This window comes from Proteus sp. NMG38-2, from assembly GCF_020640995.1.
GTDB lineage: Bacteria > Pseudomonadota > Gammaproteobacteria > Enterobacterales > Enterobacteriaceae > Proteus.
On record NZ_CP085481.1, the window covers coordinates 3345435 to 3364614 of the forward strand.

Consider the following 19180-nt stretch of genomic DNA (forward strand, 5'->3'; position numbering starts at 1 on the left):
TTTACAGAGGATTATTCTATGTCTTTAGTTAATGAAGCCCAACAAGAGCAGGTAATAACATCTGGTGGCTCTTTACTTGATGAAATTATGGCGCAATCTAGAATGTCGCCAGAAACCGAAGCTTATGATATTGCCAAACAAGGTGTTGCAGCCTTTATTAGTAATATTTTTGCTAACCCATCAGAAGAAGAGCCGATCAATAAACTGCTAATTGATAAAATGCTTGTTGAGCTAGACACTCAACTAAGTGCTCAAGTCGATCAAATTTTACATGCGCCAAAATTTCAAGAAATTGAGTCTTCATGGCGTTCATTAAAATTACTTGTTGATCGTACTGACTTTCGTGAAAACATTAAAATCAATATCTTACATGCGACAAAAGAAGAATTATTAGAAGATTTTGAATTTTCACCTGAGATTGTACAATCAGGCTTTTATCAGCACGTTTACTCTTCAGGCTATGGTCAATTCGGTGGTGAACCTGTCGCGACTGTGATTGGTAACTATGCCTTTAATAACACCACGCCTGATCTGAAATTAATGCAGTACGTCAGTGCTGTGGGCGCAATGGCTCATGCGCCATTTATTTCATCTGTTTCACCTAATTTCTTAGGCATTAATAGCTATGCTGAATTACCAGCTATTAAAGATTTGAAATCAGTATTTGAAGGTCCTGCTCACACAAAATGGCGTTCATTGCGCGAATCTGAAGATGCACGTTATTTAGGTTTAACAGCACCTCGTTTCTTAGTGCGCTTACCTTATTCACCTACTGAGAATCCAATTAAGTTATTTAATTACTCTGAAGATGTGAAGCAAGATCATGAGCATTACTTATGGGGTAATACTGCTTTCTTATTAGCAAGTTGTATTAATGATAGCTTTGCAAAATATCGCTGGTGTCCAAATATTATTGGTCCTCAAAGTGGCGGAACCGTAGGTGATTTACCTGTTCATAACTTTGAAGCGATGGGTGAATTACAAACTAAAATTCCAACAGAAGTTTTAATTACTGATAGACGCGAATTTGAATTAGCAGAAGAAGGTTTTATCACTTTAACCATGCGTAAAGGTAGTGATAATGCCGCATTCTTCTCTGCAAACTCAGTACAAAAACCGAAAAACTACCCTAATACGCGTGAAGGAAAATTAGCAGAAACTAACTATAAGTTAGGAACTCAGCTTCCTTACATGTTTATTATCAATCGATTAGCTCACTATATTAAAGTACTACAGCGTGAACAAATTGGCTCATGGAAAGAGCGTCAAGATCTTGAGCGAGAGCTTAATATCTGGCTAAAACAATATATTGCAGATCAGGAAAATCCACCAGCAGACGTTCGTAGTAGACGCCCTCTTCGCTCAGCTCAAATCCAAGTTCTTGATGTTGATGGTGATCCAGGTTGGTATCAAGTGGCTATTCAAGTTCGCCCTCATTTTAAATATATGGGTGCAAACTTTGAATTATCACTTGTTGGTCGCTTAGATAAGGAATAAGTGCAATGACAGCTCTATATAATTTGGAAGATAACCCCGCTTCCAGTTTATTTGAGCGCATACAAGGGAAGAGCGTAGGCTCTTCCCAACGCGCCAAAATCCAAGCGTTGCTCATGTCAATTAAGCAAAATTTAAATCAGGTTTTAAATAGTAGACCTTTAGGTTGTCAAAGTACTCCCGCTTTAGGCGTTCCTGATTTAAATGATGCGACATTAACAGGAGTCGATTTCAAGGTTCATTTATCCAATATTATTGCGGATTGCATTACTACTTATGAACCAAGAATAACTAATGTCACAGTTCATTTTATAGAAAATGAAGCAGAACCATTGTCACTGCAATTTAGTATTACTGCTTTTATCTTATTAGAAAATCAAAAGCAATTTATTGAATTTAACGTGCAATTAGACAGCAACCGTAGATACCAATTGACGCAATTTTAATATGTCTTCAAATCACTATTTTGATAATGAATTAAGCTATCTCGATAAGCTTGAGCAGTATGTTGCAACTGAAAAACCGCAACTTATTAATCAAATATCTGAAAAAGTGCGTGATCCTGATGCCGCACGCCTTTTAGATGGTATTGCTTATTTATCAGGTAATTTACGAGAACAGATAGATAGACAATTTCCTGAACTAACAAACAGTTTAGTGAATATGCTATGGCCTGCTTACGCACGTCCATTTCCTAGTATGACAGTTATGGAATATCGAACAGAGCCATCTCAAGAACACGCTATTAAAATAGCCAAAGAGCAAGCGTTTATTAGTCGCCCATTATATGTTCAAAATGACTTGGCTCAAAATGATGATGATAATTGGCATCAATGCCAATTTACACAATGTCGCGATTTGTGGGTTCTCCCCATGCAAATAACACGTATTACTCAAAATAAAGATACATTGGATATTCATTTTTCTCTAAACCAATTACAGTCGCTAGTAGCAGTTGGCTTAGAGAAACTGTGTATTTACCTTAATGGGCTCTCTTATACAACGACCCAATTATTTTATTTATTAAATAGCAAAATCAAGAAAGCAAAAATAACTACAGTTAAACATCAAATTACATTAGAACATTTTTCTGTTGAGCCTATTGGCTTTCATGCTGAAGACTCCCTTTTACCTTATCCTAAAAATAGCTATGAAGGATATCGCTTATTACAGGAGTATTTTTGTTTTCCTGAAGCATTTTTGTCTCTTGCCATAAAGGGATTAGACAATCTCCCTCCTGCCTTAAGGTCGGATGCTTTTACATTATCAATTCAATTTGAATGTGATATTCCAGAAGCAATGCTTATCACTGAAGAGAGTATCAAGATTAATTGCGTACCTGCAGTTAATTTATTTAAATCTGAGAGTGAGGCAATTAATTTAACGGGAAAAGAAACGGAATATGTTCTGAATAAAAGCCATAAAAAACAAGATTGCTATGATATTTTTTCAATAAATACCATTCAAGGTTGGCGTTATATTCCTAATCAGAAGTCCTATATTACTCGTTACACTGCTTTTGAAAGTTTTCATCATCAAAATAATCACGAAAACCCAGAAAGAACAGGCTATTATCGCTTAAAAATCGCACACCATAAATCTAATTATGGTTATCAACATACCTTGTCTTTTGTACGAAATAATGAAGAAAATTTACTCAACTGTGAAGAGAGTATTTCAGTCTCAATGAACTGTACTAATCGTACTTTAGCCTCTTCATTGTCGTCTCATTCAATAAAATTTGATGAATATACTGCTATTGCTGGCATTTCATCTACCAGTAATATTATTAAGCCAACAAAAGCGCTTTATCCTTTATTAGGAAATACGCTGTATTGGTCTGAGTTGACTAATTTATCCATTAATTATCAATCTTTATTAAGTTTGACGGCACTTAAACAAATTTTACAATTGTATGATTTTAAAGCGAGTTTTTTTCAACAATCTGCACGTCAGTCTCAAAAGTGTCTTGATGCAATCACTGATTTAAAAACAGAGTCTATCGAATACTTATATAAAAGTTTGCCTGTAAGAGGTGTGAAAACAACATTATCGATACATCAAAATGCCTTTATTTCAGAAGGCGCCATGTATCTATTTTGTTCTGTATTAGCACAATTTTTCACCCTTTATACCAGCGTTAATATGTTTCACGAATTGGAAGTTATTAATTTAGATAATAAGGAAATTTATCTTTGGCCAGCGAAAATAAACCAGCAAATACTCAAATAATAGATATTGATAAAATACAAAGCTGGCTAAATAAAAAAGCGGGCAAATCTGTTACTGAATATAGTTTCTATCAATTAGTTGAGTTGCTTAATAAATTGCATTCTCAAAAAACAGCATTCAATAATGAAAATTTTATTCAGTTTAGATCAAGTGCTAATACGGCATTTCCAACTCGAGATGTTGTTTCCTTGCGCCAAGATGAACAAGGTAAGTTTGATTTAGAAGTCTCTTTTTTAGGATTACATGGTAGTCAATCACCATTACCCGGTTATTACCTTGATCATTTCGCGTGGGAAGAGGCTCAACAAGCAAATCAATTAACGGATTATCTTAATTTATTTAATCATCGCTTAGTCACATTACTTCATCGTATATGGCGTAAATATCGCTATTACATCTGTTTCGAAGATGGTGGCCATGATGCATTTTCTCGTTATATGTTTTCACTTGTGGGATTAGGAAGTGAAACCAATCGTGGCATGATGAATATCAACCACAGCAAAATGCTTGCTTATGCCGGATTACTTGCGAGTCCAAGTCGTTCTCCTGATGTTATTTGTAGCTTAATTTCTCACTGTTTTGATTTAGAAAAAGTTGAATTGATCGGATGGGAAATACGCAAAGTGCCTATCCCAGAAGATCAACAAAACCGTTTAGGGATTATTGCTCGTCATTCAGGGCAGAAATCACGCCCCAAAATGGTTTTAGGTGAAAATTTTAATATTGGCTCTCACATCTATGATTGTAATGGAAAATGCACCATTGAAATCAGTGAATTATCTATTGAACGCTATATGTCATTTCTTCCCAATGGCAAAGATTTTTTGTCACTCATTACTTTTGTTTCTTACATCATGCACGAGCAACTTGCGTGGGATTTACGCCTACGTATTGCGGACAAACAAACGAATGGTATTTGCCTAGGTAGAGCGCAACACAATCAATTAGGTTGGCAAAGCTTTCTAGGAAAACCTGAAGCCAATCCCAGTGTGACAATGACTATTTTGGAATAATATTTATGGATAATTATTTACCCACAATCTCTTTTCGCTTAATCAATAGTGAGTTGCTTGAAAGTGGCTATGTGCCAAATAGTCAATTTACCCAGCTTGGTGGCACAATTGGTAGTAGTAAACAATCTCACTGGGTAATACAAGATACTCAATCTTCTATTGCTGCCACACAATGCGCTATTGTTTGGCAAGATAAGCAGTTTTGTTTAAAAACGCTTTCAGAGCCTATTTATATTAATAATGCCCTGATCCCCATAGATATTGGCGCTGTTTGTTTATCTCAAAGCGATCAAATCAGGATCGGTCAATTAGTCTTGTCCGTTAATATTAATTTAACGCAAAACGACAAACAGGATCTTATGGCAATGACACCACAATCTTTGATTGTGACTGATGATAATCCGCTAGATCCCTTACTACAAAAGAACACGCCCCCTGCTTATAAAACAGAAAATTATATGCCTTTAGCCCCAACGGTTTCAGGTGCTATGACGCATGATCCATTAAAAGCCCTTGAAAGCGAAAGCCTAGAGCTTATTCAGTCATCATCTTCTAACTCACACCACCACTCGCTTTCTTCGCCTCATTCAGATAATCAGGGAGCTTTTATGGTTCAAGAATTTATGGATTTACCCGAAATGACATCCCAGGATAATGAGATAAATACAGATATTGACTATGTTGCAATTAATCCATTAATGAAAGGGTTAGGTGTACACCTTAACTTGCAAAACTCTCAGCAAGCGAATGATTTTCTCATTGAGTTAGGAAAAACAACGCAATCAGTAATTAAAGGTTTATTGGCATTACAACAGCAAGAAAATTTACAAGATAAACAATTGCGACCAATCGAAGATAATCCTCTTCGTTTAAATAACCAATATGACAGTGTAATGCGCTTAATGTTTACGGACGAACGTAGTCCAGTGCATTTATCTGCACCTTCAGCAGTGGCGGAAAGCCTACATAATGTGCAACTACATTATCATGCCAATCAAGAGGCTATTTCAGCTGCATTAGCTACCTTACTAGATGCATTTTCGCCAGAGCATTTATTAAAACGCTTTTCTCATTATCGCCGTAGTTACGATAACAATCCGAATGACAGTGCTTGGGCTTGGGATATGTATACCAATTATTACAATGAGTTAGCATCATCTCGCCAAAAAGGTTTTGAGAAGCTATTTTACGAGGTTTATACCCACGCTTATGACCGAGCCTTAAGAAAAGGGCTTGATGAGGTGTGATATGTCGATAAAAACACTCACGACTTATCTCTTTCTTATTTTTGCAAGCACTCAACTTAGTGGGTGTAGTGGCCCTATTGAAGCAATATCAAAAATAGGCAAAGTCATGTGGGATCCTTCAACGCCCGTAGGAGCAGAAAAAGAACAACCTTCAGTCGTTGCATTCACATTATTAGCGGAGCCTGAAATCAATCCTAACGATCAAGGAGAGGCAACCCCTGTTCAATTACAAATTGTTTATATGAATGAAGATTCGATCTTTGCCTCTTTAGATCAAGACCAAATTATTGAAGAAAATTGCGATCTGAAAAAGCTATTAAAAAGAAATTATATCGATCACCAAGATTACACTCTTTTGCCTGATCAATATAAGCCTCTCGATCTCATTGAATTGGATAAAAAGAATAAGTATATCGGGATCATTGCTTATTACTCTGATGTCAATATTACTCAATGGAAAAAAGTATTGAAAATCAATGGAATTGGTCGTCATTACAATCTACTAGTCCATATCAAAGAAAATGAAATTGAATTTAGAAAAGAAGAGGAACAATAACAGTGTCAACAAAAAATAAAGTGATATGGCATGAAGGGTTGTTTATTAAACCTCAACATTTTCAGCAACAGCAACGTTATCAAGATTATATTATTGAAACGCTGATAAAAACCTATCACGCTCATTACTATGGCCTGAGCCAACTAACGCTAAATACTGAATTATTAAATCTTGGTCGTATTGGACTGAAAGAAGCCGCCGGCATTATGCCTGATGGCACGCTATTTTCTATTCCACAACAAGATAACCTTCCTTCACCTATTGATATTTCACAAATTCATGAAGGCAGTGACAATGTTGTTTATTTAGCATTGCCATTACAAAACAGTACAGTCAGTGAAATCTCTCATTCCCATAATGGCAATCATTTGTTAGCCCGTTATAGCGAGGTGTTAACACAAGTACGTGATTTGCATACTGAGAATGGGGATATTAGCCAGCTTAATATTGCGAAGCTCAATCCTATTTTAAAATTAGGGAAAACAGAGTTAGACGCTTATGTAATGCTTCCAATTTGCAAAATAAGAGAAATCAGTGCTGATGGGAGTTTAGTTCTAGATAAAAACTTTATTCCTACCTGCTTAAACTCAAGAATTTGCCCTATTTTATCGGAATTGCTAGCTGAAGTTGAAGGCGCATTATTTGAACGAGGTCGCCAAATAGCCGAAAGAATTGGCTCTCCAGGTCAGCAAGGAATTGCCGATGTGGCTGAATTTATGATGCTACAGCTACTTAATCGCGCTTATCCTCAATTTTCACATTTATCTAAACAGACAGTGGTTCATCCAGAACAGCTTTTCAGGGAACTATTGCAATTTAGTGGCGAAATTCAAACATTTACTAATGGCTCCCGTTTGCCTGATAAATTACCGATTTATCGTCACTATGATTTAGCATCAGGCTTTTTGCCTCTGATTAAATCTATTCGACAAGCATTAAGTGTTGTTTTAACACCAAGAGCCGTGCCGATCCCATTACAAAAACAAGAACATGGGATTCGAGTTGCGACAATTCATGATAGACAACTTCTGCAAAGTGCTGAATTTATTATTGCAGTGCGCGCTCAGTTACCTCAAGAGCAACTGCGCCGACAATTCGCACAACAGGCTAAAGTGACTTCAGTGAATCAAATCCGTGATTTAGTCAGTGTTCAGATGCCGGGAGTTGGTTTTATTGCTCTATCAACAGCACCTCGCCAGTTGCCTTATCATTCAGGCTATACCTATTTCCGCTTAGATCCACAAGGTGAGTCTTGGGCTGATATACAAAAACACGGAAATATTGCATTTCACGTATCAGGACAATTCCCTGAACTTGATATTCAACTTTGGGCAATAAGAAGTGGAACCCAACATGAGTGATCAATCATTAATCCAAGAGATCGCTGAAAAAAAAGTGAGCCATAAATCATATCAATTGCCATTACGCGGTAACAACATCAATCCAATGATTGATGTCGCGACACCGTTGCTGGGTATGGTGATCAGAATGAAATCAATGTCAGCAACACCATTATCAGACAAACTTTTTCAGCAAGTTGTGACTGACATTCAAGCCATTGAACAACAACTTCAAACTCACGGTTATGAGCCTGGCGCCATTGTTTCATTCCGCTATGTGTTATGCACATTTATTGATGAAGCAGCATTAGAGTTAGGCTGGGATCAAGATAACGATTGGGTAAAACAATCCCTGTTAGTTCATTTTCATAATGAATCATGGGGTGGTGAAAAGGTTTTCGTATTAATAGAACGCTTATTAGGTGAGCCTAAACGCTACCTCGATTTATTAGAGTTTATTTATCTCTGCTTATGCCTTGGCTATCGCGGTCGCTATAAAGTCAGCAATGGCTATGGGGATGACTTTAATAAATTACTTCGCCAACTTCAAAAACAAATCCAACAACTTAAAGGCGATCCTCAGTCTGTTATTTTATATAAAGAAAATGGCAATAAATCACATCAATATCGTTTAGGACAACGCTTTGGTGTTCGTTATATCGCCATTGGCTCACTGATCTTCGCCACCATTATTTACACTATTTATGCTTCTAGATTGAGACATCAAACTCTCAATATTTTGGAACAGCTTAATACACTTCTTAGCTAGGACGCCATTATGATCCAGATTGATCTCTCAACATTAGTTAATAGACTTCACCCTATTGCTAAACATGCTTTAGAAAATGCGGCTACGTTTTGTGTAAGCCACCAGCAACTCGAAATTACAGTAGACCAATTATTACAACAACTGCTGGAAACACCACTAACGGATATCCGTACTATCTTTAATAAAGTTGATATCAATCCCACCGAATTAACTGAGCTTTTAAATCTCCACACAGTACAACAACAGAGCGTGACACAAAGTTATCCTAATTTTTCACCTCTATTAGTCGAATGGCTAAAAGATAGCTGGCTATTGGCTTCAGCAGAACTTAGCCATAATGAATTACGCTCAGGCGCTTTGTTACTCACTTTATTGCAAATGCCCCATCGTTATCTCTCAAAAGCAGCAGTTGAATTACTCTCTCAAATCAATAGAGAGCAACTCAAGCTCAACTTTGATGAGTGGACTCTGACATCAGTAGAAGCACCAATAACAGAAGCTAATAAATCATCCAATCGTCATGTTCAATCGGACTCTATGCTTGCGCGTTTTACACAAAACATGACGCAACAAGCAAGAGATAACCAGCTAGATCCTGTTTTATGTCGCGACCATGAAATTGATTTAATGATTGATATTCTCTGTCGTCGTCGGAAAAACAACCCCGTAGTAGTTGGTGAAGCAGGTGTGGGTAAAAGTGCCTTAATTGAAGGGTTAGCTTTGCGTATTGTTGCGGGTGATATTCCCGAAAAACTCAAAGAATGTGAGTTGTTAACACTAGATTTAGGTGCATTACAAGCAGGCGCGGCTGTTAAAGGGGAATTTGAAAAACGCTTTAAAGGCATTATGCAAGAAGTGGCACAATCACCGACTCCTATTATCTTATTTATTGATGAAGCCCATACTTTGATTGGAGCTGGAAATCAGCAAGGTGGCTTAGATATTTCCAATTTGCTAAAACCTGCATTAGCCCGTGGTGAATTAAGTACCATTGCCGCAACCACATGGAGTGAATATAAAAAATACTTTGAAAAAGATGCAGCGTTAGCGCGCCGTTTCCAACTCGTTCAAGTCAAAGAGCCCACCGCAGACGAAGCCATTATTATTATGCGTGGATTGCGCTCTATTTATGAAAAAGCACATCACGTCTTTATTGATGATGAAGCACTTTGTGCATCAGCACAATTAAGTGAACGCTATCTTTCAGGACGCCAACTTCCAGATAAAGCCATTGATGTACTTGATACCGCTTGTGCTCGTGCTGCTATCAACCTTTCAACTCCGCCTAAACAGCTATCAGCATTAAAAACGCAACGCCATCAGATCAAGATAGAGCGTGATGTATTAACCCGTGAACAGCAAGTAGGTTTAAAAGATCATTCAGAGCGTTTGGCGATATTAGAAAATCAGTCTATTGAGATTGAAACACAAATTGAAATGCTTCAACAAGCGTGGGGAAAACAGAAAAATATTGTTCGTGAAATTATCAAATTACGGTCAACTTTATTATCAATATTAACTAAATCACTTGAAGAAGAAACAAACAATGAAAGTATTGAAAATAACAATGATGAGCTGAAATCTCGATTAAATGCACTAAATGAAGAGCTAAATGAATTACATCAACACTCTCTATTGGTCTCTCCTCATGTCGATAAAAAACAAATTGCTGCCGTGATTGCGGAATGGACAGGAGTACCTCTTAATCGCTTATCACAAGATGCATTACAAGTAGTGACAGAGCTACCAACCTACCTTGAACAAAGTATTAAAGGCCAATCACTTGCAATCAAACATCTTCATAAGCATTTATTAACAGCGCGTGCCGATTTACGCCGTTCAGGCCGTCCATTGGGGGCATTCTTATTAGCCGGGCCAAGTGGTGTTGGTAAAACAGAAACAGTAATTCAAATTGCTCAGTTGATGTTTGGCGGAACACAATATCTCACCACGATCAACATGTCAGAGTTTCAAGAAAAACATACTGTTTCTCGCTTAATTGGTTCACCACCAGGTTATGTAGGTTATGGTGAAGGCGGAGTATTAACCGAAGCTATTCGCAAAAAGCCTTATTCCGTTGTACTACTGGACGAAGTAGAAAAAGCACACCCCGATGTTTTAAATCTGTTTTATCAAGCCTTTGATAAAGGAGAATTAGCCGACGGTGAAGGTCGTGTTATTGACTGTAAAAACGTTGCATTTTTCCTAACGTCTAATTTAGGTGATCACGTCATTATGGCTAATGCCGACAAACCGGATGAATTGCATGATGCGCTCTATCCCGAATTAACCACCTTCTTTAAACCCGCCCTTTTAGCGCGTATGGAAGTGATCCCATTCTTACCGCTAACGCAGATTATTCTCAAAGAAATTATTGATCACAAACTAACACGTTTAACTCAATTACTTACGCAACGTTTTCATGCAGAGATCAAGCTGGAAGAGACCGTTTCCGATGAAATATTACAACGCGCTTCACGAGCAGAAAACGGTGCAAGAATTTTAGAATCCATTATTGATGGTGCGTTATTACCCCCTCTTTCACTTCTTCTGTTGCAACACAGTGCAAAGAATGAAGATATCAGGACGATACGGTTATCAACACAAGATAACCAATTCATTGCAGAGGTAAATGTAGAACTATGAAGCACAGACTGAAAAATGCGCTCTCTCTCTTAACTTGTTTAGATGTGGACTCACTGACCAGCCAATTTCTTGAGCTGAGTATGCCTCGTAGTCCATTCAGCGCACTCATTGTTTCAATGATTAATAAATCAGAGAATCGCTTAGAGAGCTGGAGTATTGATCTTAGTGAAAAAGTAGAGAAAAAACATTTGGATGTCGATATTACAGAAGCGGATCACCCGTTGATCCAGCTTCTATCACAACCACAACCTATTCTCTGGAATGATCTAAAACAAGGCAGTTATATTAGCGATCATGCTTTACAGCAATTTATCGCCAAACAACCCGTGCATTGTGGGCTATTTAGTATTCCCTTTGTTGATCTTAATAATAAACCTTACGGGCTAATTATTATGTTAGGGGAAGATCTCGATGAAATGGTTTATGAGCAAGGTATTTTTTCTATTTACTGCAATGTATTTCATCATCAATTAAAAAGCATTTTGGCATTTTCTCAATCACAACAGAAAATTGCTGATCTGCAATATCTATTGAAATTACAACAAGAAAAAGAAGAGAAAATTAACCAGACGTTACGTTCATTATCTGTATCGAATTTAACTCCAACACAGATTCCAATTCATTCTTTTGCTGAGGTAAACGATCTTACTTTAGCTACTGAACGTTATGAGGCGTCAATTCTGCGTTACCAACAAGAAAACAATAATGATGATCTCAATTTAATCGCTGAAAATTTAAATATTTCAAAGCGTTCGCTTTTATATAAATTAAAAAAATATGGGTGTCTTAAATGATTTATTCACAACCAGTTTATTTCATTTTTCTCGCTCTCTTCTCAATAAGTCACGTTTTTGCACAAGAGCAAGAAAATAAAACCAACCTTACTGAACACGCTCTCTTTGAGTGTCGTGAAGAGACATCTCAACTTATGCGTTTATCTTGCTATGACCAAATTAACGTTGGAAATAAACCCATTTCTACTGTTGATGTAAGTGCGATGGGCGATATTTGGCGTTTAGCGCTAGAGCATGAAATGAAACGTGAAAATCACACCGCTGGGTTTATGGTCACAGCTCATAATAAAGGTACTTATCCCGTTATTATGACCATCCCAGCAATGGGATATCAGCCACCTCGCCCTATTTTAATGCTCAGTTGTATCGACAACATTACTCGTATGCAAATTGCGTTACCCAAAAAACAAATCGCAGGAAGTATCCAACTCATCACGGACAAAACACAACTAAGTAGCGAATGGTTTCTACGAGAAGACGGTTATTTGCTTGAAGCAAGTCGCGGCATACTCGGCATTGATGAAATCAAACAACTACTTTCCAGCACAAAACTAACCATCAAATTAGCGAATGATGAGCAATTAACCTTTAATATTTCAGGCATTAACGAAGAGATAAAACCTCTGCGTTCCGCCTGTCATTGGTGATAAAAATGACAACAAAAACGCTTTGTACATGGCGAGAACAACTTTTAGCACCTTTGGATGAGGCTAAAATAAGTAGCCAGCTTGATGAAAATAACGCCGATTGGGAATATATCGAAAGTGAAATGATAAAATTTGGTTCACTAAGCCACAGCACTTTAGATATTGATGATATTCAGCGTCGAGCATTACAACTCTTTGCTACACAAACTAAAGACTTTCGCCTATTGGTACATTTTCTAAGAACGCTACAACATGCTGCGGTTCCTGAAGGGCTAGTCATTGCTGCCACGGTTGCCAGCGCCTATATGCAACATTATTGGGATACAAGTTCTCCCAGTAATCCACGTTTAAAACTACGCTTAGCACAGCAAATTATTAAACGTTTTGAGTCAGTCAAAAACAGTTTTTGCCAGCAAGCCTCATCTGAACAACGTGATGATATTTTGGGTGAATTTGCCTATTTAGCTCAATTTTGGCACACCAATCAGCCTAATTTATCCACGCAAATGGATGAATTAAGCCAAGCGTATCAACATATAGAAAACACACAAAAATCGGCCATTACAGTTGAAAAAAGTATAAAAGCAGAACCCATTAATGAAGTAAAAATATCGCCTCAAACCTCAGTAAGCGTGACTTCACAGGCAGAGCAACCTTATGTTGAAATTAATCAAAGTGATGACCGCCAATGGAAGCAGACACTATTAAAAGTCGCTGGCATTCTTTGTGAACAAACGCCTAATGATGCGGTCGGTTATCGCCTACGCCGATATGCTATTTGGCACAATATTCAAACACTTCCCATAAGCGATAAACAAGGTAAAACCCCTTTAGCTGCCGTGGCGATTGATAGAGTAACTGATTACAAAGCACAACTCTCACAGCCGTCTATCTCATTACTCAATGATATTGAGCAAAGCTTAACGCTAGCACCTTATTGGTTAGATGGGCATTTTATGGCAGCTCAAACCGCACAACTATTAGGGCTAATTGATGTTTCATCAGCCATTGCTCAAGAGCTTTCACTATTTTTAATAAGATTACCTCAGCTTAATCATCTCTATTTCTCTGATATGACTCCCTTTATTTCAGAAGAAACTCATCTATGGCTGGGGAGTTTAAAAAACCAAGCTAATAATAAAGTAAGCCCTTCGTTATCACTACACAATGAGCAACAAGAAATTATGGATTGCTTTGAACAAGAAGGACTTAATGCCGCATTATTAATGATTGATAACGCTATTTCAGTAGCGACTGAACCCCGTCAACGGTTTTATCTACAATTACTTTCTGCACAACTTTTTGAAGCGTCAAAAATGAGTTCCATCGCAAATGTTTATTTTGATCAGCTTTATCAAGATGCACTTCGATATTCATTATCAGAGTGGGAACCCAATTTATTAAATCAATTAGCATCAAAAATGGAACATCAACAGAACTCGTTTTCTCATAGGGAATAATAATAATGAATTGGTCTTTTCTTTCTGGAAAAAAAATAGCAGATTTTATAAAAAAAATTTTCTTTTCTGATAAATCAAAAATTAAATCCCTATTTTTACTTTTAGTTGCTTTAATTCCTGCATTGTTTGTTATTTGGATCTGGTGGTGGGGAGCAAACTATGAATTTAAAGGTGATTATCCATTACGCTCACTTAGCGCACGTTGGTTAGCTACTGTTATCACTATTTTAGTGGTTGTCAGTTGGGTTGGAATTGCAACATGGCTTCGAGTTAAAAAACTTGAAGGGCTGAAATTAGAGGTAGAATTAGCCATTGTTGACCCTGTCCGTAATGATATTGAACACCAAACTCGTTATTTAAATTACTGGAAATCGCAGTTTATTAAACATCAAAATGGACACACCAATGCGCTTTATCAAAAACCTTGGTATTTTGTTTTAGGTACTGATGAAAGTGGCAAAAATACCTTATTAAAAAATAGCTTAAATACCTTAGATATTGCGCCTATTGAAAATATTGTTAGCGAACAAAAACTGCCTTTACATATAAAAATGCGACTCGCCGATCAAGCGATATTATTAATACCTGAAGGGAAGCTAATTACACAGCCTAACCTCATTTTAGAAAAACCAAAACTTTATCACCGACTATGGAATGAATTACTAGGTTGGTTGAATGAACATCGTGCTCGCCAACCAATGAATGGCATTATTCTTACTATCGATATATTACAACTACTGACAAACAACAAAGAAAAAAATAGCCAATTTATTGCCTCATTACATATGCGGTTACAAGAAATTCGCATCGCATTTAATAGTCAATTACCTATTTATATCGTATTTACAAAACTCGATTTATTACAGGGATTTGATGCGATGTTTCAATCATTAGAAACGAAACAACGTGATGAAATTTTGGGTGTGACATTTCAATTAAATAACAAAAATAGCTGGGAAAAAGAGCTGAACACATTTTGGGAACAATGGGTAAGCCAAATGAATAGCGCCCTTCCTGAGATGATGATTAATCGTGTAGATGAAAGCCAGCGCACTAAGTTATTTAGCTTTATCAGACAAATTCAAGGGTTGAAAATCAATGTAATCAATCTAATTGATGCTTTAACATCTAGTGATAAACAACAAGATATTCAATTACGTGGTGTATATCTCACATCAGCAACACAAGTCGGGCAAGTTGATAATATCTTTAGCCAAACAGCATCTGTGCAATATCATTTACCAACAGCACCTTTAGCCACTTGGCCAATTGCTGAAACTCACAGCTATTTTACACAATCGCTTTTTCAAGATGTTTTACTATCAGAGCCCAACTTGGCTGCTGAAAGTCAATTCTGGCTTAAAAAGCATCGTAGAAGAGTCCTATTAGCTTCTGTTATCAGTTTTGTTGGTATTATCGCTTTGTGGAATGGCTGGAGCCACTATTACAGCAAGAACTATCAGTCTGGTGAAAATGTACTTAATGAAGTAAAAGCCTTTCGCGCTTCTGATACCACAATAACGACAAATACGGCGGGAAAAGAGCAACTTGCTGTATTAAATCCGTTATTAGATGCCACATTAGCTTACGGTAATTATCGTGAGAAAAGTGACCTATTTTCTGATCTTGGGTTATATCAAGGAAAGAATGTCGGCCCTTATGTCGAAAATGTTTACCTTCAATTAATAACAGAACATTATTTGCCTTCAATAATGAATTCTTTACTTGTTGAGTTAAATAAAGCCAAAGCAGGGAGTGAGGAAAAATTAGAGATATTACGCATTATGCGCATGCTTGAAGACAAAAGTGGACGCAATAATGAGATTGTTGAAAACTTTATGGCTAATTATTGGAGTCACTTATTTACAGGCCAGCGTGATATCCAATCTCAATTAATGTCACATTTACAATACGCATTAAAACATACCGATTGGCAAGCTCAACGTAAAGCTGGAGAAACAACGGCAATTAATGCTTTTGCGCCTTTTACTCAACCCATTAATACAGCACAAAAAGAGTTGAGCCGTTTACCTCTTTATCAACGTGTTTACCAAACATTACGCCTTAAAGCAAACCAAGTGCTTTCATCACCATTAAATATACGTCATCAAGTTGGCCCTAGTTTTGACAGTATTTTTGCTGCTATAAATGAAGATAAACTTCAAATGCCTCAGCTTCTTACACTGTATGGGTTAACAAACTACTTTACTCAACATAATGATGAATTGGTGGATCTGACCTTTTTAGATGCATGGGTCTTAAATTTAAGTACAAACACTCAATATAGTGAAAATGATCGAAAAGAGATCCAACGCCAAATCACTGAACAATATCTTAATGATTATACAGCTCAATGGCGTGCTGCCATCAGTAACCTTGAAATAAGGGAGTTTGAATCACTACAAGATGAAATTAATGCATTAGAACAAATTATTAGTGGTGAACAACCAATACGACGAGCATTACAAGTATTAAGAGATAATACAACATTACCAAAAATAGATAGTTCACTACCTGTTGCTGACCAAAAAGCATTAATGGATGAATTAAAATATAAATTACTCATACGGCTAGATAAAGAATTTGCTCCTCAAACTGAAATTTTAGTCAGTAATAATGGTGAAAACCTGCAAAATCTTAATCAAAAATTAAATGAATTACATCGTTATTTATTAGGCATTTATAATTCACCCGTCCCAGGTAAAGCCGCATTAAAAGCGGTGACATCCCGTCTTGACGATAATAATCGTGACATTATCTTTGAATTATCTCAATCAGCTAAAACATTACCTGAACCAATGAATCGTTGGGTAGGTCAATTAGCAGATCAAGCTTGGAATGTTGTAAAAAAAGAAGCAATTCGCTATATGGAAGTTGAGTGGAATGAAACCGTTGTTAAGCAATATCATACCTACATTATAGGTCGTTATCCGTTTAACGCAGCGACTACACAAGATGTACCTTTAAGTGAGTTTGAACGTTTTTTTAAGCCTAACGGTACATTAGATAGCTTCTACCAGCAAAATCTACGCCTTTTTGTTGAAAATAACTTAATTGAAAACAGCGATGGTCAATCACTTATTCGTCCAGATGTATTAGAACAACTTGAAATAGCAAATCGAATTAGAAATACATTCTTTAATGCACAAGGCAATTTAGAAGCGCAATTTGCTATTGAAGCGCTATCACTAACAGGTAATAAGCGTCGTAGTGTTTTAAATCTTGATGGTCAATTGCTTGATTATTCACACGGCAGAAGTCATACCGTGCATATGGTTTGGCCCAACTCAATGCGTTCAAATGTTGAAAGCAAACTCACCTTAGTACCCATTTCTGGCGATAAATCACCGCGAGCTATTTTATTTAGTGGTCCTTGGGCACAAATGCGACTGATTAATGGCGGCAGACTTACCAACATAAAACCGCATTCTTTCGATGTGAAATTCACTCTTGATGGTGGTGATATGACATATCGGATCACAATCGATGAATCTAATAATCCTTTCTTTGGTGGATTATTTACGCGTTTCAAATTACCAGAAACTCTTTATTAACTGATTTCCCCTCATATTTATGAGGGGATAGGATCTTTCATGAATACGCCAAAAGAAAAATTTGTGATAAAAATTGCAGGCTCTCCTTTAGATATCCCTGAATTTATTGCATTAAAAGCGGAATTTAATAAACTCAATCATCCTTCTCAGCCTGAGATCAGTTGGACACTTATTGAGTCTCTTTCATTAACGTTATTTAAAACTCACGGTATCGACTTGCAAAGTGGCGTTTATTACACGCTTGCTCGCCTTCATCTTAATGGGCTAAATGGTTTTACTGAAGGATGTGAATTACTTGCCAATATTGTGGTGAGTCAATGGGATAACCTTTGGCCTTTCCAATCAAACCATCGATGTGATGTATTGAATTGGTTTAATACCAAAGCAGGGGCTTTATTACGTCAATTAACCTTTTCTCCTTCTGATTTACGTTTAATTTATCGTTCAGAAAGAGCTCTACAATTAATTATTGATCAAATTGCTCATACAGATTGGCCGAAATTACCAAAGCTAGAAAATTTACTCTGGTTTTTCCAAAATGCAGCAAAAACCTTAGAGCAAACAACAAAAAATACAACACAAAAAAGTAATAATGCTACGGTTAAGATCCCCCCTATTGTCTATATCAGTCCATCTGATGAGATAAAAGAAAATAATACGTCTAAACCTAATCCCATCACCGAAGTCGTTTTATATGACGATCCTCCTATTGAGAAAAAATCAATGAGTGCAAAAAAAGGTTTTTTTATTGGATTATTCACTAGTAGCGCTATTTTTTTTGTTATTGGTGTATCGCTGTATTTGCCGATGCAAAAAGAGTTATCTGCCATTACATCTCAACCTGAAGGTGCCATTACACAGTGGTTATATCAACCGAATATTAGTTCATACGCAAATAACCTTATTTTAATGGAAAAACAGTCTCCTCTATTTGCTTTAAGAAAATCAGATCATATGCTGGAGGTAGCTAAAAAGCTTTGGCCTAATAATGCTGATCAATCTTACGCAACACGACAATGGCAAAATATCCTCACTACACGATTAGAAAATGCGCCTATTGACAGCAGTTGGTCTGATACCAATAAATTAATTCAACAACTTTCTGACAGAATTGTTCAACAAGAGCGTAATCGAGGCAGTTTCACTCTTTCTTATTTAAAAACTGCTGTTTACGAAATACAAAAAAGTCATAATAAAGCTATTCCAATTGAAAACAAACTGTATGAATTTTCACAGACAATAAATAAAGAGCAGAGTATTTCACCCGCATTAATTAATAACCTTGATGCAGACGTTAATGGATTATTAGCACGATATTATTTTCTTCAAAAAGAAGCAGAAGAATTAGGATTAAAGCCTTACTCTTATTAAAAACAACAAAAAATCATGGCAGATATTATTTATTATTAATAAGGTAGATATTAGATT

14 protein-coding genes are annotated in these 19180 nt (G+C 36.7%); all 14 read left to right on the forward strand.

What is annotated here, in order from left to right; genetic code table 11:
- The first annotated feature begins 18 nt into the window (after positions 1–18).
- Genes tssC through LG402_RS15950 form a run of 14 tightly spaced genes read left to right on the forward strand, consistent with a single transcriptional unit; the run spans position 19 to position 19123 of the window.
- Positions 19–1497: a type VI secretion system contractile sheath large subunit gene (tssC, locus tag LG402_RS15885; RefSeq protein WP_227335929.1), complete on the forward strand. Its 1479-nt coding sequence runs from the start codon at positions 19–21 to the stop codon at positions 1495–1497.
- 5 nt (positions 1498–1502) lie between these two features.
- The gene (gene tssE, locus LG402_RS15890; protein ID WP_166539858.1) at positions 1503–1940 is read left to right on the forward strand and encodes a type VI secretion system baseplate subunit TssE; all 438 of its coding nucleotides are present in this window, start codon (positions 1503–1505) and stop codon (positions 1938–1940) included.
- 1 nt (position 1941) lies between these two features.
- Positions 1942–3726: a type VI secretion system baseplate subunit TssF gene (tssF, locus tag LG402_RS15895; protein WP_227335930.1), complete on the forward strand. Its 1785-nt coding sequence runs from the start codon at positions 1942–1944 to the stop codon at positions 3724–3726.
- Entirely contained in the window at positions 3690–4739 is a 1050-nt protein-coding gene (gene tssG / locus LG402_RS15900; RefSeq protein WP_166539856.1) for a type VI secretion system baseplate subunit TssG, read from the forward strand. The genes tssF and tssG overlap by 37 nt, the downstream gene beginning before the upstream one ends.
- A gap of 5 nt (positions 4740–4744) precedes the next feature.
- Positions 4745–5986, forward strand: coding sequence for a type VI secretion system-associated FHA domain protein TagH (tagH, locus tag LG402_RS15905; protein ID WP_227335931.1), 1242 nt, complete (start codon positions 4745–4747; stop codon positions 5984–5986).
- A gap of 1 nt (position 5987) precedes the next feature.
- Positions 5988–6542, forward strand: coding sequence for a type VI secretion system lipoprotein TssJ (gene tssJ / locus LG402_RS15910; RefSeq protein ID WP_166539854.1), 555 nt, complete (start codon positions 5988–5990; stop codon positions 6540–6542).
- Between the two features lie 2 nt (positions 6543–6544).
- Positions 6545–7903: a type VI secretion system baseplate subunit TssK gene (gene tssK / locus LG402_RS15915; protein WP_166539853.1), complete on the forward strand. Its 1359-nt coding sequence runs from the start codon at positions 6545–6547 to the stop codon at positions 7901–7903.
- On the forward strand, positions 7896–8651 hold the full coding sequence (gene icmH / locus LG402_RS15920; protein ID WP_166539852.1) for a type IVB secretion system protein IcmH/DotU: 756 nt from the start codon (positions 7896–7898) through the stop codon (positions 8649–8651). The genes tssK and icmH overlap by 8 nt, the downstream gene beginning before the upstream one ends.
- Before the next feature lie 9 nt (positions 8652–8660).
- Positions 8661–11297 (forward strand): type VI secretion system ATPase TssH, encoded by a 2637-nt coding sequence (tssH, locus tag LG402_RS15925; RefSeq protein WP_227335932.1) that lies wholly within the window; start codon positions 8661–8663, stop codon positions 11295–11297.
- The gene (locus tag LG402_RS15930) at positions 11294–12091 is read left to right on the forward strand and encodes a Fis family transcriptional regulator (RefSeq protein WP_227335933.1); all 798 of its coding nucleotides are present in this window, start codon (positions 11294–11296) and stop codon (positions 12089–12091) included. The genes tssH and LG402_RS15930 overlap by 4 nt, the downstream gene beginning before the upstream one ends.
- Positions 12088–12738, forward strand: coding sequence for a type VI secretion system-associated protein VasI (vasI, locus tag LG402_RS15935; protein ID WP_166539849.1), 651 nt, complete (start codon positions 12088–12090; stop codon positions 12736–12738). Before LG402_RS15930 ends, vasI begins: the two co-directional genes overlap by 4 nt.
- Before the next feature lie 5 nt (positions 12739–12743).
- Positions 12744–14198 (forward strand): type VI secretion system protein TssA, encoded by a 1455-nt coding sequence (gene tssA, locus LG402_RS15940; protein ID WP_227335934.1) that lies wholly within the window; start codon positions 12744–12746, stop codon positions 14196–14198.
- A 5-nt stretch (positions 14199–14203) separates the two neighbouring features.
- Positions 14204–17752, forward strand: a complete 3549-nt coding sequence (gene tssM, locus LG402_RS15945; RefSeq protein WP_227335935.1) for a type VI secretion system membrane subunit TssM — start codon at positions 14204–14206, stop codon at positions 17750–17752.
- 39 nt (positions 17753–17791) lie between these two features.
- A complete protein-coding gene (locus LG402_RS15950; protein WP_227335936.1) occupies positions 17792–19123 on the forward strand; it encodes a VasL domain-containing protein in 1332 nt (443 codons plus the stop codon).
- The last annotated feature ends 57 nt before the right edge of the window (positions 19124–19180 follow it).